The sequence below is a fragment of the Nocardia sp. CA-128927 genome, from assembly GCF_050955855.1.
In the GTDB taxonomy this organism is placed as follows: domain Bacteria; phylum Actinomycetota; class Actinomycetes; order Mycobacteriales; family Mycobacteriaceae; genus Nocardia.
In genome coordinates this window covers 7,340,098-7,359,580 of the sequence record NZ_CP192087.1, presented here as the reverse complement: position 1 = coordinate 7,359,580, position 19,483 = coordinate 7,340,098, and the positions used below count along the sequence as shown (strand labels likewise).

Sequence of the window (19,483 nt, the reverse complement as noted above, 5' to 3'; positions counted from 1 at the left end):
GCGGGAATGGGGGAATGTTGAAGTCGTACAAAGAACTGTCCCGGTGGTACGCCGCCCTGGAGCCGGAGACGGCCCCGGTGCCCCCCGCCGCCGCGGGTTCGGTGCACCTGGACGAGAACGGCCCGGCCCGGTATCCGCACTACATTCGCGACGAACCGCAGCCCGAGGTGCCCGCCGACCTACCGGCGCAGCGCAGCGAATTCACCGGCGGCTGGTCGGACTGGGTAGGCCGGGCGCCCGGCCCCGACGACGACTACGCCCCGCGCGACGCCGACCTGGTGCGTTTCCCCTGGCCCGACGACGATGACTACGACGAACCGCTGGACGAGCCGCGAACGCGCTCGTCCAGCGCCTTGCGTCTGGAGGCGCGCGCCCGGCGTTCGCGGCGCGGCCGGGTGTTCGTCGTGCTGGTCATCGCGGTGCTGCTGCTCGGCGCCGCGGCCGCGGGCGTGCTGTTCCTGCTGCACTCCTCGTCCAATCGCGCCGCGTCGCCACGCCTGCCCGCCTCCTCGGCCTCGGTGCAGTTCACCGCGGGCAGCGCCCAGGCGGGCGTGAGCACCGACAGCCTGCGCGGCAAGTCGCAGGCCGGGGTGACCACCCATCGCGTGTCCGGCGCCTGCCCGACCGAGCGCGCCGGGCAGATCGTGCGCGGCGCCGAAATGGGCAGCACCGCAACGGGTCCCGACGCTATCCTGGCGTTCCAGTACGCGTACTACGTCGAGCGCTCCGGCGAACAGGTCCGGCAGGTCGTCGCACCCGACGCCACCGTCTCGCCCGCGCCGACCATCCAGCGCGGCATCGATACCATCCCGGCAGGCACCACACACTGCGTGCGGATCGTCACCCTCTCGGACAACCGGTACTCGGTGGAGGTCACCGAGTACCGCCCAGGCGGCGTGCCCGCCACGTACAACAAGCAGACGGTCACCACCGCGGTGATCGACGGCCGCACCCTGATCACGGGTATCGCGGCCGGATAGAGGAGAGCAGGAAGAGATGGGAGAGGACTGGAGCCGCTGGCTCGACGAGGCACCCGACCAGGGTGAACCGTCGGGCAAGCCTGTGCGCTCCAAGGCTCCGGTGGTGCGGTTGCGGCGCGGCAAGGGCGGCGGTTCCGGCGCGGAACAACCCTTGCAGCGGCCCATCCTGGTGGTCGGCGGCTGCGGTGGTGCGGGCACCACCACGACGGCACTGGGCATCGCGGGCGAGCTCGGCATAGCAGGCACCCCGACGGTCGCGGTGGACGCGACGCAGGCGGGCAGCGATCTGGCGCTGCGCGGCGCGGACGAACACCTGCACCCGATCAGCCTGCAATCGTGGCTGTACGGGCGCGGCGACGACGAACCGGCGCCGCTGAAGGAATGCCTGTCGCGCGCTACCTCTGGAATCGGTTTACTGTGGCGCGATTCCGCGCCGCTGCGCAGACGCGCGACCTACCTCACGGTGGCGCGGGCGGTATACGACTCCGGCTTCACCGCGGTCTACGACGGCGGCAGCCCGATTGCCGGACGGCAGCTGCGCCCGCTGCTCGATGACGCGGATGTTGCTCTGGTGCTTGCCATTCCGGCGCGCGCCGACGCCGCGAACCGGCTGCGGGTCACCCTGGAATGGCTCGACGACCAGTTCGGCGACTCCACCGAGGGGCAGGGTGGCGGCATCGTCGGCGACACGACAATCGTTGTCTCACAACAGCATCCGGGCACCGAATCGGGCGTAGCCGAGCATTTGCGTGAGCATCTGTCCGGCTGGGTCCGCGATATCCGGGAGATTCCCTACGACCCGCACCTGGCCAGGGGTGAGCTGGTCCGGCACGCGTCGTTGGCCATCGATACGCGCCGGGCCTATGGGCGCCTGCTCGCCGGGGTGGCATCATGACCGCCGCCATGAAATTTCGACGTCAAACCGAATCCGCACCCGCAGGCGTGGTCGCTCCGCCGGAGTCGCGCCGCGCACCGATCTGGGACCGTCCGGTACCCGGCGTCGGCCGGGCCCCGCTGGTCTGGTTGCTGGGTGTGCACGGCGGTGCCGGAGCCAGTAGCCTCGCGCATGTGCTTGCGCCCGCGGCGGATTCGGGCCGCCGCTGGCCCGGCGTCTACGACCGCGAATCCCCATTCGTCGTGCTCGTGGCCAGGGAGACCATCGCGGGCCTCACCCGCGCGCATGACCTACTGCGCCAACATCATTCGGGTTTCGCCGGATCCTGCGAGGTGCTCGGCCTGATCACCGTCGCCGCCCGACCCGGTCGGCTGCCCGCCGAAATCCGGCGCTACCGCGACGTGGTCGGCTCGCTGGCCGGTCAGCTCTGGCAGGTCCCGTGGTACGAGGAATGGACCCTGGTAGAACCGGAGAAGCTGCCGGTATGGGCGCCCGGTGACACACTGCCCGCGAAGAAACGCAAGATCGACCCATTGGAGGAGGTACCGCTCGATGTCAGGGAGCTCGGCGCCGACATCGTCGCGGCAGCTCGAACGGCACTGGAGGAGGCAGCACTCGACGATCCGGCGCAGGACCGGGCCAGCAGAAAGCCACCCGATCAGTGAACGTCCGCATCGAATCGGCGACGACACAACTACTTTCGAGAAAGGCACCCGATGAGCATGATTCTCCTCGCCGTGCAGGACACGTACGGCACCGTACTCGCGCAGGTCGGTAACCCGACGCCCCAGGCGCCTCCTGGCTCGGAGAAGTTCCTGCTGCTGGTGCGCTACCTCACCTGGTTCGTCCTGTTGTCCGGTATCTGCGGGATTATCTACGCGGGCGGCAAGTTCGCGTGGGAGAAATGGACCGGTGGTGGGCTGGACTCGCCGAAGATGGTGGCCGGCGCCATGATCGGCGGCGTCGTCGCGACCAGCGCCGGCACCATCATGAACGCCGTTATTGGAACCTGATGTCCGATATATCTACCGTGCGCGCGTCGGCAGCCGAGCTGCTGGCCTACAAACAGATGCCCCCCGAGGTACTGGAACCGCTGATGCAGCTGCTCAACTGGCTGCTGTGGTTCGTCCTGCTGGTGTGTCTGGCGTGGATGATCGTCTCCGCGGGCAAGCTGTGGATCTCCTTCCGCAGCGACCTGGCGATGAACGACGCCTCGCACGGGGTGCTGATGAGCCTGCTCGGGGCGATAGTGGCGAGCGCAGCGTCGGGAATCGCGCTGGCTTTCTTGCCGACATGATCGAGCGCAGGGGGACCGCGGGGGCGGTCGGCGTCGCATTGCTGATCGCGGCCGTCGGCTGTGGCAGTGGCGACGACCGATCCGGACCCGACCTGTCGGCCGCGCCGACGGGCGTGCGGTGGCAGCCGTTCCAAGGCGTACCGCTGCCGCACACCGACCAGGGCCCGAAGTCGGTAGCCGACGGTGCCGCAACGGGTTTCGAGCATTCGCCGCGTGGTGCGGGCGTCGCCGCGATCACCCATGCGGTGCGCTTGGCGGTGGCCTCGGACAGTCAATGGGCGAAAGTTGCCGCGCAGGAGGTGGTTCCGGGAACCGCGAAGGACGAGTGGGCGGTGAATCGGATCCAGCTGTCCATCACCGGACCCGCCACCCCCGACTACGCGCCGCGCGTATTGGGTTACCAGGTCACCGGATACACCGACCAGCGCAGCACCATCGATGTGCACACCGAGTACTCCGACAGCTCGAAGGCGGTGAACCACACCACCGTCGAATGGTTCGGTCAGGACTGGCGGTTACGGCTGCCCGATCCGGGCGCGACCGCAAGACCGATCGATTCGATAGACGTATTACCTGATGACACCGTGAAATTGGAGGCGCCGAAGTGAGCGAGCGCAGCGAGCGAACCATGTCGCAGCGTGCTTCGCGCATGACGGAGCCGAGCGCTAGCGAGGCGGAGTCATGAGTGAGAAGGAGTCTTACGCGCGTGATCGCGTCTCCTTCGGTGCCGTCGCGTCCGCAGCCGTGCTGGCGCTCATCGTGATCGTGGGAATCGTCGTCTACATCAGCCGCGACGACAGCAGCCCCGCGGCGAACGCGCCCGCGGCCGCCGAGTCGTCCGGCGGCACCGGCTTCGCCGCCCCCGAGGTCGATATCCTCGGCAGGCGCGTCGACGTGCCGAACAACTCTGCCGGGCAACCACTTCCGCAGGATCCGACGCGGCAGCGCAAGGCGTCCGACGGAGACTGGCTGACCCAGGCACCCGAGGGCACCACCGGCCCGCACGGCTGGCAGCGGGTCTACGGCGCCTCGGTGCCGTTCTCCACCTCCGACGGGCCGACCCGCATCGAAGACGGTCTGGCCGTTGGCTATTCGCACACGCCGCAGGGCGCGGTGCTGGCCGCGGCGCAGATCACCTACCGGCTCAACGCCCGTCCCGCCGACCGCGATCTGTACGTGACGCAGGTGCGCGTCTCGGCGCAGCAGATCGCCGCGTACGACAAGGCGCTGGCCAGCGACAAGCTGCCCGAACAGCAGCCGGAGAAGATCACCAAATACTTCGTCGCCTCGGACGCGTTCAAGGTGGACGACTACGCCGACGACCTGGCCATCGTCCGGCTCGCCTCGCGCGGCCCGGTGGTCGACGGCAAACAGTTATGGGCGGCGATCCGCCTGGTCATGGTCTGGGATGCCGGAGATTGGCGACTCAAGCCCTCGACGTCCAATACCGCACAAACCGAGTACGTCGAATCGTTGGGCGGGTGGACGAAATGGTGAGCACGATCGGAAGGGCTCGAGAAAAAGTTGATGGCCGACCTGCGGAGCAGCGAGGGGTGCAGACAATGGTGAGGCGAATACTCACGATCTTCGCGGTCATCTTCACGGTGATGATGGCGACGCCGACCGTGGCCTACGGACAGCAGTACGGCTTCGACGAGACGTGCAACGAGATCCACGACACGCTCGACAATGTCGGCCTGCCCGGCATCTCCCTCGGCGACGCCGCCTCCGCCGCGTGCAAGGCGGGTAATGCCGCGTCGCATCCGGGTCAGGCGGCCACCGCGGTCAAGGACAAGGCGTGGGATTCGACCTTCGGCAAGGTGGTCGACTCGATGATGAACGGCCTCGGCGAGGCCATCATCCTGGCGCTGACCTTCTGGATGAAGGTGCCCAATGAGGCGGCCAGCGATGGGGGTTCGCTGTTCACGAAGATCAACGACTACACCTATCAGGCGCAGATATTGCTCTTGATAGCCTCGGTGATCCTCTCTGGCGCGCGCTTGGCCGAAGCCAGACGCGGCGCCACGATGAACGAGGCCGCCGAGTCGTTCCGCATGTTCGCCAGAGTGGTGTTCAGCTCCTGGATGCTCGGCGCGGTGATCGTCGCGGGCACCCAGGCATCGGATCGCTTCGCCGAGTGGATCATCAACGACTCGACCAACGGCAACGCCAAGGACCTGGCCGAGCTTATGGTGAAAACCAGTAAGCTGCAGGCATTTTCGCCTGGCCTGGTGTTGATCATCGCGATCGTCGGGCTGCTCGGCGCGCTGGCCCAGATCGTGCTCGCCATCGTCCGCCAAGGTCTGCTGATCATCGCCGCCGGTGTGCTGCCGCTGGCTGCGGCCGCCTCGGGGATGAACGTCGGAAAACAGTCCTACCAGAAGCTGATCGGCTGGATCATCGCCTTCATGCTGTACAAACCCGTGGCGGCAATCGTCTACATGATCGCGTTCACCACTGCGGGACATGTGGATTCGCTCACCGCGACCAACGGCCTGCCGGATGGTGAACAGGCACAACGCATGTTGGTCGCCATCGTGCTGCTGTGCAGTGTCGCGTTCGTGCTGCCCGCGCTGATGCGTCTGGTGACGCCCGCGGTCGCGATCGTCGGCAGCGGCGGTTCCGGTCTGACCGCGGCCGGCGGCACCCTGCTCGCCGTCGCGGGCCTCGGCGCCATGGGTACCAAGGCCGTTGGCGTCAAAGGCACTGCGGCGTCGGGCTCGCCGGGTTACGTCGGCGGCAGTGGCGCGGGTCCGCGTCCGCCGGGCGGCGCGGGTGGACGCGGTAGCGGCGCACCACGCCCGACCCCGCCGCGCGGTGGCGGTGGACCGGCTGGCGGTGCGGCACCGCGCGCCTCCGGGCCGGGCGGCGCGGCGGGAGTACCGTCCGGTGCGACACGGGCGGCGGGCCGGATCGGCGCGGCCCGCGCCGCGACGAGCAGCCTGAACCGTGCGGACCAGGCAATGGGTGATGTGGCCGGTGACCGTTGGGCGAATCGCTCGCCCGACCTCGGGAGGAGCACCATTCCGCGATGACGATGACGACGAACGATACCTACGAGCGTCGCTCGTACGGGCTGTGGCAGAAGCCCCGCAGCGCAGGCCTTTTCGGCCTGCGCTGGGAAGAGACCGTGATCGGCTTCGTAGTGGTGATCACGGCATTGATCACCGCCATGGTCGGCGGCTTCAAATGGGGTCTGATCGTCGGCGTCACGGGCGTCGTGGTGATGGTTCCACTGGTGTGGCGGACAGGCGGCCGCTCGGGCTACGAGACGGGATTGATGATGTTCAACTGGATGCGCTCGCGCAAGAACGGCGAGCACGTGTACCGGGGTGGCCGGTTCTCCCGAATCCCGGGCGGCGTCACCCGATTGCCGGGTCTGCTCGCGCCGTCGAAGCTCTACGAGGGCATCGACGCGGGCGGTTACAGCTTCGGCATGATCCACCTGCCGCAGTTCGCCCAGTACACGGTGGTGCTGCGGGCCTGGCCGCAAGGCCACGAGGCCGTGGATCAGCCGGTGATCGATCGCTGGGTGTCGGCGTGGGGTACCTTCCTCGCCTCGGTCGGCCAGACCAGTGACATCGTCGCGGTCGTCCCGGTGATCGACACCGTGCCGGAGACCGGAAACCGTTTGCTCACCGAGGTTTCCACGATCACCCGGCCGGAGGCGCCGGAGCTGGCGCAGCAGGTGATGTACGAGCTCGCCACCGAGCTGCCGCAGGAGCGGGTGCAGTTGCTGCCGCGAGTGGCGATCACCTTCAAGGCCACCACCGCCGAGCGACGCAAGAACCCCGCCGAGGAGGCCGTCGAGATCGGCCGCCGGCTGCCCGGCATCTGCGCGGCACTCGCCGAGGCGGGCGTGCGGGCCCAGCCGATGTCGGCGGACGAGGTCATCTCGTTCATCCGGCGCAGCTACGACCCGGCCTCGCAGGCCGACTTGGAAGTCGCGTCGAGCGAACCCGAGGGCCACGGCCTGGATTGGGCTGACGCGGGCCCGGTTTCGCACGACGAGAAGTGGGACCACTTCGTGCACGACGGTGGCCGCTCGGTCACCTGGGAGATGGACGCCGCCCCCGAGGGCGCGGTGGACGAGCGGGTGCTGCAACGGCTGCTCGCGCCCAATCCCGAAGTGCCGCGCAAGCGCATCGCCATCGTGTACCGGCCGCATTCGGCCGCCGACGCCGCCGAGATCGTCGACGACGACTTCAAGAACGCGCTGGTGGCGCAGCAGAGCGAGCGCGGTGTGGTTTCCGCGGCGGCGACCCTGCGGGTGGGTGCCACCCAGCAGGCTCGTGAGGAGCAAGCCCGGGGTCACGGTGTGACCCGCTTCGGGGCGTTGGTGACCATCACCGAGCCCCTGCGCGGCGACCTGCCGCGTATCGAAGCCATCACGCGCGACCTGTCCACGCAGGCGCGGTTGAAGATTCGGCGGTGTTACCGCTACCAGGCGGCGGCCTTCGCGGCCTCGCTCGGTTGCGGGGTGATCCTGCCGGAGCACGCGACTATTCCGAAGGCACTGGCGGGGTGATCAATTCATGGCACGTGACAACGAGCCACCCATGCGGCCTCGCGCATTCGCGGCTCGCAAGCGCTCTGAACGGGACGGCGGCGAGCCTGCGGCCCGGCGCGGCAAGCGGCGCGACGAGGTCGAACGGGACGAGTGGGGCGAGCGCCCACCGGCCGAGCGCGGCCGCCGCGGCGTGCGGGAACGATCCGGCATCGAGGAGATGCCGGACCGGCCGCGTCGATTCGGCAGGGGCGCGGCGCGGGTGAGCGGCGACGACCGGTCGGGGCTCGACGAGACGTCGGAGCGGGAGCGCGCACGGGAGGCGGCCGAGCGACGGGCGCGGTCCGAGAGCACTCGCGCCGACGGGTCGCGTGCCGATCGGTCCCGTGGTGCCTCGCGCAGCCGCGACTCGCAAGCGCTCCCAGCCGAAAACGGCCGTGGCGAGCGCAGTTCCGACCGGGCGCGCGGCGACGCGGCCAGGTCGGCGCGGGCGCGTGACGGTGAGCGTCCGGTGCGTGGTGACCGTCCGACGCGGTCGGGCCAGCCGGTGGATCCGCGCGCCGGGAAAGCGGCGCGCAACGGCAAGCCGGAGCGCGGCGTGCAGGACCGCAACGGTTCGCGCGCCGCTCGTAACCCGCAGCGCCCCACCAAGACCGACTACACCGCCGACCGTGCCATGGGCACGCCGGTGATGGACAAGGCGGCCCTGCGCGCGAAGGCCAAGGCCGACCGGCGCAAGACCTCCGGCCCGCCGCTGCTCGACGAGGTGACCCGGGCCAAGCTGGAGATGATCGTCCGCGAGCAGACCGGCCTGCGGGCGGCGTTCGCGCAGTTCCGGATTCGCACCGACGACATCCGCCGGCGCAACTACGCGGCGCGCGCCGAACAGGTCTTCGAGGACGGATTCGACCGCAGCACCGCCCAACTCACCGATCGCGGCTACGCGGGGGAGGGCGGTGGCCGGATGAACGTGGTCGGCCGCCCGGTCGAATACCGCGCCACCACCGCGCAGGTCGCGGGTCTGTGGCCGTGGTCGGTCGGCGCCGGTGCGCCACTGATCGGCACCCCGCTCGGCTCGCATCTGCACACCGGCGCCCCGGTCTGCTTCGATCCGATGAACTGGTTCATGCGCGGCAGCTTCATCACCGCGCCGAGCCTTTTCGTGTTGGGGCTCAACGGCTTCGGTAAGTCGTCGCTGGTGCGCCGGATCGTGCTGGGCGGCATCGCCCAAGGCATCACGCCGCTGATCCTGGCCGACGTCAAGCCGGACTATCGCAAGATGGTCGAGCTGGTCGGCGGCCAGGTGATCGACCTGGGTTACGGCCACGGCAAGCTCAACCCACTCGCCGCCGGTGTGCTCGGCGCGGTGGTGCCACGGCTGGATGATCACCCCGCCTTGCAGATTCAGGTGTTGCAGGACCTGCGGGCGCGTCAGGTGACGTTGATCGCGGGTCTGGTCGAACTCGTTCGCGGCGCGCGGGTGCGCGACTACGAAGAGACGCTCATCGCGACCGCGCTGCGCATCCTCTACCAGCCGGGCAGCGGCTACACCCCGGACCAGCCGCCGATCATGGAGAACCTGCTCGAGGTGATCGTCGCGGGCGGTGAGGAATTGATGCTCGACGCGGGCGCCGACGACCCCGAGGAGTACAACAACGCGATCAAGAACCTGCGTCGTTCGCTGCGCGCGCTGACCCAGGGTCCGTTCGGCGCGATCTTCAACGGGCAGACCTCGGTGCCGATCGACACCGGCGCCGTCGCGGTCTGCATCGACGTCTCGCACATCCCGACCGGCGACAAGAAGCTCAAAGCCGCTGTGATGCTTGCCTGTTGGGCGGACGGGTTCGCCTCGGTCGAGGCCGCGCACGTGCTGTCCGACGCCGATCTCGGCCCGCAGCGCTACTTCCAGGTGGTGATGGACGAGCTGTGGCAGGTGCTCGGCCTGGGTGACTTCATGGTCGACCGCGTCGACGAGCTCACCCGCCTGCAGCGCGGTATCGCCACCTCGCTGATCATGATCAGCCACACCATCAAGGATCTGCAGGCGCTCGGGTCGGAAGCCGCCATCGCCAAGGCGCTCGGCTTCCTGGAACGCGCGCGCGCCAAGATCTTCGGCGCGCTGCCCGGCGAGGAGGTCAAGCGGCTGGACAGCATCGTGCCGTTCACCTCGGCCGAGGAGCAGATGGTGACCGGTTGGTCCGCACCGCAGGCGCTGACCGGTGAGGCGCTCAAGCCGGGCCAGCAACGACCGTCGCCGCCGGGCACCGGCAAGTTCCTGTTGAAGATCGGTGAGGATCGCCGGCCGGGCATCCCGTTCCACATGGAGTTCACGCTCTCGGAGAAGGAGAGCGGCATTCACGACACCAACCAACGGTTCAGCGAGTTCACCGAATCGACTGCCCGAGGCACGGATTCGCCGAGCGGGAGCGCCGCATGAGAGATCAGCCGAGACGCGGGTTATCGATGCACCGCCGCGACGGGAGGTGGGTCGGATGATGCCGCACCGCTCCTACCGCCGGGTGTCGCCGGAGGTGCGCCAGGCTGCCGTGCAGCAGGTCGTCGCGCTCACCGCTCAGATGAGCAGTGAGTCGGAGGCCTGCCGGGTGGTCGCCGAACAGATCGGCGTGCACACGAACTCGGTGCGCAACTGGGTGCGCGCGGCCGAGGGCCCGAGCCTGGAGCGGATGGACGCGTCCGCGTTGCGTCGCAAAGTGGCGCTGCTGCAACAACAATTGGCGGCCGCCGCCGAGATGAACCGCACCCTGGCCGACACCCTCAACGAATCCCGGCGCGGCCAGTGAACCCTGTCCTGCCCGGGCGCGGAGGGCCGGGCCCGGCGAGGCAGCGGTGACCGGCAAGGCGCTGCTGTGGGGAGCGCTCGGCGCGGTGCTCGCGCTGATGACCCTCGTGGTGGTCATCGTGCTGCCCTCGGTCGACGACCCGTGTGAGGGTTCGCAGCTGCTCGGCACCCAGTCGAACTTGCCGCCGCTTGGCGGCTACCCGCCGGGTGATCCGCGGGCGAATCCGTCAGGGACACCGGCGAGTCCGCCGACCACTGCGTATCCGTTCGGCACACAGGCGAGTCCGGCCGCCGGTGCGAATCCGTCGGGGACGCAGGCGAATCCGACCAGCACCGGTGCGCCGTCGTTGGCCGCGGGCGCCGGACCGATCCGCCGCACCCTGCCGCTGGCCGTCGGCACCTTCACCGTGTCGGACGTGTTCGGTGCGCGCGGCGGCACGCACCTCGGCATCGACCTCGCTGCCACCGACGGCACCACCATCTACTCGGTGTCCGACGGTCGCGTCGTAGCCGCCGGTCCCGCATCGGGTTTCGGCAACTGGATCGTCGTCGACTCGGTGGACACCAACGGCCGCGCGTACTCCGCCGTCTACGGCCACATGTGGGACTCGGGGGTGCATGTGCGCGTCGGCGACGCGGTGACCGCGGGTCAGCCCATCGCCCAGGTCGGCTCCGCGGGCGAATCCAGCGGCCCGCACCTGCATTTCGAGATCGTCCCCGGTGGCCGCTTCACCGGCGGCCGCCAGATCGACCCGATGCCTTGGCTGGACGGCGCACCGACCCCGGATGTCGGTGGCGCGCAGGCCTTCTCCAACGATCCCCGGTGCAGTCGCGGCTTCGGCAGCGCGGGCGGCGCGCTCGCCGCGGGCAAGGTGCCGCCGGAGCTCGAAATCTGGTATCGCCGTGCGGGTTCCATCTGCCCGCAGATCACCCCCTCGCTGCTCGCCGCACAGGGCAAGCAGGAATCCGGCTTCCGCCGCGGCGCCACCTCGCCCGCGGGTGCGCAGGGTCTGGCGCAGTTCCTGCCGAGCACCGCGGTCAGCGTGAACCCGGATGACGGCCAGCCGTACGTGATCGACGCCGACGGCAACGGCACCGCCAGCCTGTGGGACGACGGCGACGCGATCATCGGGCAGGGCCGCTACATGTGCGCCATCGCGCACAAGATCGTGCAGTGGGAAGCCGAAGGCAAGGTGCAGGGCGACGTCACCGCGCTGACCCTGGCCGCCTACAACGCCGGTGAGGGCGCCGTGCTCGCGTCCGGCGGCATGCCGAATCGGGTGGCGGCGCACCTGTCCGAGACCCAGCCCTACGTGGCGAACATCCTCGCGATGGAGGCGCAGTATCGTGCGCCCGGCGCGCTCGGCCGGTTCGACCCGAAGGAGGGCGGCGGCGGTAATCAGATCGTCGAGGCCGCGCACGATTGGCTCGGGCAGCCGTACGTCTGGGGCGGCGGCGGACCGCAGGGGCCCAGTGGCGGCGGCATGGACGGCCCCGGGTTGACGTCCGCCGCGGTGTTCGCGGCCTCGTCCGGCTCGGTGACCTTGCCGCGCACCGCCGAACAGCAGTGGGAGGCGGGTGTCGAGGTGCCGATGGGCAAGATTCAGGAGGGCGATCTGGTGTTCAGCTCGTTCGGGCCGCGCGGACCCGCGCAGGTGGGTATCTACTCGGGCAACGGCCGGATGATTCAGGCGGTGCCGGGCACGCGTGGTGGCGGTGGTGTCGGTGAGGTGCAAGTGCCGGGGGATAGCCGGGCGAGGAGGGTGCTGTGAGCACCCGTTCCGAACACGCGAACTCGGGACTGCCTAAGTGTCGGTCTATGCGGCTAGCCTGGAAAGGTAAAGCACAGGTACGCGCGAAACTGGTGGTGATGCTGGTGGTGAGCGTCGCGATGCTGGGCGCGGCCTGCGGTCGCGGAGACCGCGAGGACGCGGGATCCGGTGGGGCGCACCCGGCCACGTCAACGACCCGGATGCTCGAGGGTGTGCCCGCACCCGATCCGGTCACGCCCGACGGCGTCGCGGTGGCCGCGCTCAAGGAGATCTACACCTGGCAGCCCGCCACCGAAGCCCAGGGCGCGTCGCTGGCGCGTGCTCGGAAATGGCTGGGCCCCAGCCTGGTTCGCGTGCTGGACGGCACGCCGACGGGACTCGAAACTCCCAAGGCGACACTGCAGTGGGCGGATTGGGCCACCGCCAAGGCGAACGTCGAGGCGTTCACCTTCGCCTCCGGCGAGAAGTCGCCCAGCGGCGGCGATCCGAACATGCAGCAGTTCAAGATCGGCATCGAGCAGACCGTCGTCTACCCGAACGGCCGCAAGGAACCGCTGCCGCCCGCGACGGTCATCGCCACCGTGGTGCGCACACCCGACGGCTGGAGGCTCGACGCGTTCCGCTGAACACCAAGACATTCCCCGTACGAACATAGGAGGCAGACATGGCGAAGAAGGTGGTGAAGGATCCGGCTGCGGTCGGGCCGGACGCGACCATGATCCTGCTGTACGCCGGGTTCGCGATCCTTGCGACGCTCTGGATCTCGCTGCATCTGGGCAACATGCTCGCGGTGACACCGCAGTCGATCCCGATCAACCCGATCGCCATCGTCGCGGATCTGGTCAGGGGCAAGCTGCATTGGCCGCGCGCGTCGACGGTGATCGTGCTGCTCGTGGTCGCGGTGCTGGTGGCCTGGGTGGTCATCCGCAAGCGGCTGAAGAAGCGCAAGACGATCGGCGTGCTCCCGGTGGACGAGAAGGCCGATGTGATGGGCCAGGGCGGCGCGATCGCCCACCTCACCGCGAAGGGTGTGCGGGAGAAGGCAGTGCAGCTCGGCGTGCGGCTCGGTACCGACGATGTGCCCGGCGTGCCGATCGGCATCGGCATCGCCGACAACCAAATGCTGTACGGCTCCTACGAGGATCTGCACCTGGATATCTGGGGCCCGCGTCAGGGTAAGTCGACCTCGCGGGTGATCCCGGCGATCCTCACCGCGATCGGGCCGGTGCTGGCCACCTCGAACAAGCGCGACGTGGTGGACGCGACGCGAGATGTGCGCGAAGCCAAGGGCAGTCCCACGTTCGTGTTCGACCCGCAGGGTGTCGCGGGCGAGGAGTCGACCTGGTTCTGGGATCCGCTGGCCTGGGTCAACGCGCGCCTTGAGGGCTGTGAGATGCGCGCCGCCCGCCTGGCCGGGCACTTCGCCGACGGCGACGACGGCTCCGATGCCAAGACCGACGCGTTCTTCGACCCGGAGGCGGAAGACCTACTGGCCGGGCTCTTCCTGGCCGCGGCCGTCGGCAGCAGGCCGATCGTGCAGGTGTGGGAATGGGTGACCAACCCGGGCGACACCGAACCCATCGAGCTGCTTCGTGCGGCCAGGCACCACTACACGGCGTCCGGCCTCGCCTCGCAGTACAACGCCGACTTGCGCACCCGCAGTGGCATTTTCGGCACCGCGAAGAAGATGATCCGCTGCCTCAAGCTGTCGAACGTGCACCCGTGGATCACCAGGGGCGGCGATCGGCGGGAGTTCGACGAGCTGGAGTTCATCGAGCGCAACGGCACCCTGTACAGCTTGTCGCTGGAAGGACGCGGGTCGGCCGCGCCGCTGGTGAGTGCGCTCACCGAGGCCGTGATCGACGTGGCCATGCGCGAGGCTTCACGATCTCGTGGTGGCCGGCTGCCCATCCCGCTGCTCGCGGTGCTGGACGAGGCCGCGAACGTGGTGCGCTGGAAGGATCTGCCCAAGCAGTACAGCCACTTCGGCTCGCGCGGCATCGTCGTGATGACCGTGCTGCAGTCGTGGGCGCAAGGCGTGCGCTGCTGGGGCGAGCCCGGCATGAACGCGCTGTGGGCCGCCGCGAACATCAAGGTGCTCGGTAGCGGGGTGGACGACACCAACTTCCTGCGCGAGCGTTCCGAGGCGATCGGCGACTACGAGGTCGTCTCGGCTTCGGTGTCGGAATCCTCTGGCGGCAAGAGCTATTCGCGTTCGCTCGGGTCGTCGAAGACGTTCAGCGTGCAGGCGCTGGCCCAGTTGCCACGCGGTCGCGTGATCGTCTTCCCGTCCGGCGCGCCGCCGGTATTGGTTCGCACAGTTCCGTGGTGGGAGGGCGAGTACGCTGCCGAGGTGACGAAGTCCATCTCGCACCATGATCCGCAGCGTAAGACGGAGATCACCGACCTGATGCCGGGCGCGCCTTCGTTGAGCAAGGGTACCCAGCCGCCGGAGTTCGGGAAGATCGAGGAGGTCAGGCCACTGTGAGTGGGTGCAGGGAGCGAGCCTGGGGCGCAGCGTTATCGGTCGTGCCGGAGCCTGGTGAGGCGCGGTCATGACCGAACAGCAGCAGCAACCGATGATCTACGCGAACGTGGTGGAGTTCGTCGAGAACTATCTGAGCCTGGTCTATCGGCGCCAGGTCACCGATCTCAGCGACACCGTGTGGTGCCCGGAGTGGTTTCAGCATGCCGAGGCGGTCGCCCGTTTGGACGCGATGTGGCGGGCTTGGGAGCACTTCCGGCTCGACGGGTCAACGGGATTGAGCGTGTGGTTCCTCGACCACGCGGATCCGCACATGGCCAAGCTGTTCGATCCCAAGGGTCCGTTCAAGTACTGCAGCGTGCGCAACGGGCACAAGGACATGCTCAGCCCGCTGCCGTTGAAGTCGCCACAGCACGGGATGTTCGGTGACCCGACCATCGGTGACTTCCGCATGTAGCTGGTTCGCGATGACCGGAGCGAGCCGTGCTCCGGAGCGAAAAGTAAACGCCCGCTTGATAAGCGGGCGTTTCTTGTGTTGTCTGCTAGCGGGTGCGTTCCAGACCGCGGGTTTCTTGTTCCCGTGCCCTGGTGACCGCTGGTGCCTCTTCGGGGCGGGTGCGAACCGCCTCGATCGGTGGCTGCGCCTGGCCTACTTCGATCAACATGCGTACCGCGGCGAGTTCGGGTGCGACACCCATCTTCGCCAGGTGCGCGGCGATCGCCATGCGACGTTCGGGGGAGTCGTATTGCAGCACCGGCGGCTTGGCGTGTGCCGCGGCGGCGATGCCTGCCATGCGGGTCGCCTCGGCTTGCGCGGTGAAGCGGTCCTTCTCCAGCGACACACCGCGTTCCGGGATCGGCTTCTCGATCATCCGGGCCAGTTCGGTGTTGCGCGGGTCCTTGGACTTCGAGTCGCGGGCCTCGCGGATTTGCATCTCGCGGGCCTCTTTCATGCGAGCCTCGGTGACCTTGACGCGCGCCTCGGCTTCCTTTTGACCACGCTCGCGGGTCCGCAGTGCGACCAGGGTCGCAAGCTGCAACATAGTCCTCATCATGGCCGCTGTCTCGCGGCCGATGTCGTCCAGTTCCTCGGACATGGCTGCTCCCCGATGCTGCAGTGATCACTATGGATGTTGTGGTGCTTCGTCTGGACACCGCCAGGGGACTGTAGTCCGTCCGACGATGCCCCGGCTGCAAACGTGGACACCGGGAGAACTCGTGTCGTCGCTTTCCCTTTGCTCGGGGGTCGCCCGATTGAGGGGTTGCCACGCTACGCGAACTCCGTGTTTCGAGGTTACCCGAGAAAGCACTGTCGCAACCGTACGGCCGTGCCGCTTATCAGCATATATCGCACAATTCCGACAGGCTCGGTAACTCGCCGGAGGATATCCGGTCTGAGCCAACCCTAACCGGAGGATTAGGGTGCCCTTCATCTTCGCGACACGTGTCGGGCCCCGCACCGACGAATCGATGCGGGGCCCGAACGGTTTTCGCGGTTCTCAGTCGATGCGCACCGACTGGATGTCGACCGGCTGCTTCGGCTTGCCGTCGCCGGGGCCGTTGGAGTCGTCCTGGCCCGCTTTCGCGATCTTGTCCAGGGTGCCCATGCTGTTCTCGTCGACGGTGCCGAAGATGGTGTAGTTCGGCGGCAGCTGTGAATCGCCGTAGACGATGAAGAACTGGCTGCCATTGGTGCCCGGTCCCGCGTTCGCCATGGCGAGCGTGCCGCGCTTGTACGCAATCGGCTGCTGGGCGGCCATCGGATCGTTGGCGTCCAGCTGATCGGTCGGGTACTCGTTGTCGAATTCGTAGCCGGGCCCGCCCATGCCGCTCGCGGTCGGGTCACCGCACTGCAGCACCTTCAGGCCTTCGCTCGCCGTCATCCGATGGCAGTTGGTGCCGTCGAAGAACTTCTGCGCGGCCAGGCTGACGAAACTGTTCACCGTGCATGGTGATTCGGCGTTGTTCAAGGTCAGGCCGATGGGACCCTGGTTGGTCTCCATGCTGACGCTGACCTTCGCGTCGTTGCCGGTGGTGGGGATGCCCTCGGCCTTGGCCGGTTTGGTCGCCGGCTTGTCGGCCGGCTTCTGGCCGTCCTTGTAGACGCAGTTGACCATCGCCGGCTTGGCCGCCGCTGCGGGCGGAGCCGCCGCGGACGGTGCGCTGCTGGACTGGGTCGCGTCCTTGGCGTCGGAGCTGCTGTCATCGCCCTTGGTCAGGAAGTACACCCCGGTTACCGCCGCGACCACGACGACAACACCGAGCACCGACCCGGCGATCGTGAGTTGCTTGCGCCTGCGTGCGCGCTCGGCCCGGTTGGCGAGCTGGCGCTCCAACTTACGTTTCGCCGCTGCTCGCCGCTGTTCGTTGCTCGGCACTACCACGTTCCTCCCGTGTCCGGTTGTTACGGCATGAGAGTCTGCCATTTATTCCTGAGACTGCCCTGCACTTCCTGAGAGCGGTGCGCCTCACACACCACTGGAAGTGCGCATAACGGGCACGAACGGGTCCGCTGGGGGAGGTAGGCGTAACCGGTTGGACTTGTCGGGGCGTGGTGGTGGAAACTGGACCATCGTGACCAAGACCAGCAGCTTTTCCGGCCCGAAGGGGATACCGGACTACGTCCCGCCCGGCTCGGCCGAATTCGTCGCGGTGCGCGACGGACTGATTCGCGCCGCTCGACTGGCCGGATATGGACATATCGAGCTGCCGGTCTTCGAGGACACCGGGTTGTTCGCCCGTGGCGTCGGCGAGTCGACCGACGTGGTCAGCAAGGAGATGTACACCTTCCCCGATCGTGGCGACCGCAGCGTGACGCTGCGCCCCGAGGGGACCGCCGGTGTGATGCGGGCCGTAATCGAGCACGGGCTCGATCGCGGGCAGCTTCCGGTGAAGTTGGTCTACAACGGGCCGTTCTTCCGTTACGAGCGGCCTCAGGCCGGTCGGTACCGGCAGCTGCAGCAGGTCGGCATCGAGGCGATCGGCGTCGACGATCCCGCGCTGGACGCCGAGGTGATCGCGATCGCCGACGCGGGTTTCCGTGGGCTCGGGTTGGCGGGGTTCCGGTTGGAGCTCACCTCGCTCGGCGACGAGACCTGCCGTCCGCAGTATCGGGAACTGTTGCAGGAGTTCTTGTTCGGGCTGCCGCTCGACGAGGAGACCAAGCGGCGGGCGGAGCTCAATCCGTTGCGGGTGCTGGACGACAAGCGGCCCGAGGTGCGTGAGATGACCGCGGACGCGCCGTTGATGATCGATCACCTCTCCGAATCCGCCAAGACGCACTTCGATCAGGTGCTCGGGTATCTGGATGCGCTGGGCGTGCCGTACGTGGTGAATCCGCGGATGGTGCGTGGGCTCGACTACTACACGAAGACGACGTTCGAGTTCGTGCACGACGGGCTCGGTGCGCAGTCCGGGATCGGTGGCGGTGGACGTTACGACGGGCTGATGGCGCAGCTCGGCGGACAACCGTTGTCCGGCATCGGATTCGGGCTCGGGGTCGATCGCACGGTGCTCGCGTTGCAGGCCGAAGGTAAGACGGCAGGTGATGCCGCGCGCTGCGAGGTGTTCGGGGTGCCGCTGGGCGATGCCGCCAAGCAGCGACTGGTGGTGCTTGCCGCGCAGTTGCGTGCGGCGGGGATCAGCGTCGATCTGGCTTACGGTGGGCGCGGCGTCAAGGGTGCGATGAAGGCGGCCGACCGGTCCGGTACGAAGTTCACCTTGGTGCTCGGCGATCGCGATCTCACCGAGGAGACAATCGGTTTGAAGGATATGGCAACCGGGGAACAGCGCCAGATCCCGATCGGCGAGGTCGTTGTCGCGATTCGCGAGGCGCTCGACGTTTCGTCCGGCAGTTAGGTCGTCGGGCCGGGTCTACGGATTTCGGGCGATGTCGATGCGCAGGTTCTCGCTGTCGCCCCGATGCGGAGCTGTTCTATTCGTCGTCGGCTTGCCATGCCGCCATCATGTCCCGTTGGCTATGACGACGACGGCAACGTCTCCGAAGGGGGCACCGGAGAGGGTTTGTGGAGGTAACGTGACTGCGCGCACGACGTGGCGCGGGAGTCGCGGAGAGGTGGGCCGGTGTCGTCGAATTCTGGTGAGCAGCACACGGATCCGCCCGTCGGACTCGACCTCGTCGCGCCCGAGATGTACGCGCCGATGCTCCGCAGGCTCGCGTTGGCCGCAGCCGGTATCGGGATCGGATCGGCGCTACTGGCCGCCACCGTGGTCAGCTGGCCGATCGCGGTGGCCATCGGACTGGTCGTCGGCGCACCGACCGTCGGCTACGCGGTCGCCCTGCGACGGCGGCGAATGTGGTTGGCAGGCACCATGATCCACGCCCGCCGCCTGTTCGGCGAGCGACAGGTCGAGGTCTCCGCGGCCACCGGCGTCGAGGTGCTGATCTTCCCCGCCCGCCTCAGCCGAATCGTCCTGCGCGTCACCGCCGGCGAGATCTCCCAGATCATCCCCCTGGCCATGTACACCGACGCAGGCAGCGGCCGCGAAATGCACCTCCTCGGCCTCCGCCGCCTGGCCGACGCCCTCGCCACCAGCCAACTAGCCGCCGCCGTAGCAGTCTCGTCCCTCCTGACCCACCAACTACGCGCCGAAGCCCGCGACGCCGGCCTCCCCGAACGCCCCCTCTACCGCGCCGTCCAAATGGCCCGCACCAAGGACGCCGTCTCCCCGGTCGTCCTCACCGACCGCGAGGTCGCCGCCCTCACCTGATCCGGCCCGCCCAACT

General features: G+C 68.3%; 19 protein-coding genes. 17 read left to right on the top strand and 2 right to left on the bottom strand.

Features of this window, described 5'->3' with window-relative positions; genetic code table 11:
• Window positions 1-14 precede the first annotated feature (14 nt).
• From ACQPW1_RS33815 to ACQPW1_RS33745, 15 genes are all read left to right on the top strand, one after another.
• Entirely contained in the window at window positions 15-980 is a 966-nt protein-coding gene (locus ACQPW1_RS33815; protein WP_433656076.1) for a hypothetical protein, read from the top strand.
• 16 nt (window positions 981-996) lie between these two features.
• A complete protein-coding gene (locus tag ACQPW1_RS33810) occupies window positions 997-1,875 on the top strand; it encodes a MinD/ParA family ATP-binding protein (protein WP_433656074.1) in 879 nt (292 codons plus the stop codon).
• Entirely contained in the window at window positions 1,872-2,540 is a 669-nt protein-coding gene (locus ACQPW1_RS33805; protein ID WP_433656072.1) for a DUF6668 family protein, read from the top strand. Before ACQPW1_RS33810 ends, ACQPW1_RS33805 begins: the two co-directional genes overlap by 4 nt.
• Window positions 2,541-2,591: 51 nt before the next feature.
• The gene (locus tag ACQPW1_RS33800) at window positions 2,592-2,888 is read left to right on the top strand and encodes a hypothetical protein (protein ID WP_433656070.1); all 297 of its coding nucleotides are present in this window, start codon (window positions 2,592-2,594) and stop codon (window positions 2,886-2,888) included.
• Window positions 2,888-3,172 (top strand): hypothetical protein, encoded by a 285-nt coding sequence (locus ACQPW1_RS33795; RefSeq protein ID WP_433656068.1) that lies wholly within the window; start codon window positions 2,888-2,890, stop codon window positions 3,170-3,172. The genes ACQPW1_RS33800 and ACQPW1_RS33795 overlap by 1 nt, the downstream gene beginning before the upstream one ends.
• The gene (locus ACQPW1_RS33790; RefSeq protein ID WP_433656066.1) at window positions 3,169-3,780 is read left to right on the top strand and encodes a hypothetical protein; all 612 of its coding nucleotides are present in this window, start codon (window positions 3,169-3,171) and stop codon (window positions 3,778-3,780) included. The genes ACQPW1_RS33795 and ACQPW1_RS33790 overlap by 4 nt, the downstream gene beginning before the upstream one ends.
• Before the next feature lie 73 nt (window positions 3,781-3,853).
• A complete protein-coding gene (locus ACQPW1_RS33785) occupies window positions 3,854-4,669 on the top strand; it encodes a hypothetical protein (protein ID WP_433656064.1) in 816 nt (271 codons plus the stop codon).
• Between the two features lie 65 nt (window positions 4,670-4,734).
• Window positions 4,735-6,207, top strand: a complete 1,473-nt coding sequence (locus ACQPW1_RS33780; protein WP_433656062.1) for a hypothetical protein — start codon at window positions 4,735-4,737, stop codon at window positions 6,205-6,207.
• A 2-nt stretch (window positions 6,208-6,209) separates the two neighbouring features.
• Window positions 6,210-7,700, top strand: a complete 1,491-nt coding sequence (locus ACQPW1_RS33775; RefSeq protein ID WP_433665406.1) for an SCO6880 family protein — start codon at window positions 6,210-6,212, stop codon at window positions 7,698-7,700.
• A 7-nt stretch (window positions 7,701-7,707) separates the two neighbouring features.
• Entirely contained in the window at window positions 7,708-10,116 is a 2,409-nt protein-coding gene (locus ACQPW1_RS33770; RefSeq protein WP_433656061.1) for a hypothetical protein, read from the top strand.
• A gap of 55 nt (window positions 10,117-10,171) precedes the next feature.
• A complete protein-coding gene (locus ACQPW1_RS33765) occupies window positions 10,172-10,480 on the top strand; it encodes a transposase (RefSeq protein WP_150406119.1) in 309 nt (102 codons plus the stop codon).
• Between the two features lie 46 nt (window positions 10,481-10,526).
• Window positions 10,527-12,251 carry a peptidoglycan DD-metalloendopeptidase family protein gene (locus ACQPW1_RS33760; protein WP_433656059.1) on the top strand — a complete coding sequence of 575 codons (1,725 nt, stop codon included), beginning with the start codon at window positions 10,527-10,529 and terminating at the stop codon, window positions 12,249-12,251.
• Between the two features lie 47 nt (window positions 12,252-12,298).
• Window positions 12,299-12,877 carry a hypothetical protein gene (locus ACQPW1_RS33755; protein WP_433656057.1) on the top strand — a complete coding sequence of 193 codons (579 nt, stop codon included), beginning with the start codon at window positions 12,299-12,301 and terminating at the stop codon, window positions 12,875-12,877.
• A gap of 38 nt (window positions 12,878-12,915) precedes the next feature.
• On the top strand, window positions 12,916-14,739 hold the full coding sequence (locus ACQPW1_RS33750; RefSeq protein WP_433656055.1) for a type IV secretory system conjugative DNA transfer family protein: 1,824 nt from the start codon (window positions 12,916-12,918) through the stop codon (window positions 14,737-14,739).
• Window positions 14,740-14,806: 67 nt separating this feature from the next.
• Window positions 14,807-15,193 (top strand): DUF4913 domain-containing protein, encoded by a 387-nt coding sequence (locus ACQPW1_RS33745; protein ID WP_433656053.1) that lies wholly within the window; start codon window positions 14,807-14,809, stop codon window positions 15,191-15,193.
• An 85-nt stretch (window positions 15,194-15,278) separates the two neighbouring features.
• Here ACQPW1_RS33745 and ACQPW1_RS33740 read toward each other — a convergent pair whose 3' ends face one another.
• Entirely contained in the window at window positions 15,279-15,833 is a 555-nt protein-coding gene (locus ACQPW1_RS33740) for a hypothetical protein (RefSeq protein WP_433656051.1), read from the bottom strand.
• A 402-nt stretch (window positions 15,834-16,235) separates the two neighbouring features.
• On the bottom strand, window positions 16,236-17,114 hold the full coding sequence (locus ACQPW1_RS33735) for a peptidylprolyl isomerase (protein WP_433656049.1): 879 nt from the start codon (window positions 17,112-17,114) through the stop codon (window positions 16,236-16,238).
• A 196-nt stretch (window positions 17,115-17,310) separates the two neighbouring features.
• Here ACQPW1_RS33735 and hisS point away from each other — a divergent pair, with 196 nt between their 5' ends.
• Window positions 17,311-18,594 carry a histidine--tRNA ligase gene (hisS, locus tag ACQPW1_RS33730; RefSeq protein ID WP_433656047.1) on the top strand — a complete coding sequence of 428 codons (1,284 nt, stop codon included), beginning with the start codon at window positions 17,311-17,313 and terminating at the stop codon, window positions 18,592-18,594.
• A 225-nt stretch (window positions 18,595-18,819) separates the two neighbouring features.
• On the top strand, window positions 18,820-19,467 hold the full coding sequence (locus ACQPW1_RS33725) for a hypothetical protein (RefSeq protein WP_433656045.1): 648 nt from the start codon (window positions 18,820-18,822) through the stop codon (window positions 19,465-19,467).
• Window positions 19,468-19,483 lie beyond the last annotated feature (16 nt).